This window comes from Acinetobacter legionensis (genome assembly GCF_048552295.1).
Lineage (GTDB): Bacteria > Pseudomonadota > Gammaproteobacteria > Pseudomonadales > Moraxellaceae > Acinetobacter.
The window spans coordinates 1-267 of sequence record NZ_JBIMCW010000105.1 but is presented as its reverse complement, the minus strand read 5'-3'; the positions used below and the strand labels follow the sequence as shown (position 1 = coordinate 267).

Annotated in this window: 1 protein-coding gene; it reads right to left on the bottom strand. The window is 42.3% G+C overall.

Features of this window, described 5'->3' with window-relative positions; translation table 11 throughout:
- Positions 1-267: phage late control D family tail protein (locus tag ACG916_RS21640; RefSeq protein WP_419330803.1), on the bottom strand; the 267-nt coding region annotated here is incomplete at both ends.

Sequence of the window (267 nt, the reverse complement as noted above, 5' to 3'; positions counted from 1 at the left end):
TTGAGCTCGATACTTTAAGCTGAGCTTCATCGATCAACCAGTTAATCCCTTCACTTCTCATCAAACGGGTCAGGAAGTCAAAATCACTTTCAGATGCCTGCATAATGAATGGACGCACATCATAGTCTTTGCTCAGTCCACTCTTATCTAATGTCAGACTTGAAGCAAATAGTGGGCTGCGTTGTACCCATTCTTGGAACACGGTCTGGATCACATCCACAACCGACTTATTCATAAATACTCTAGAGTTTCTACGGTGTTTCCAAA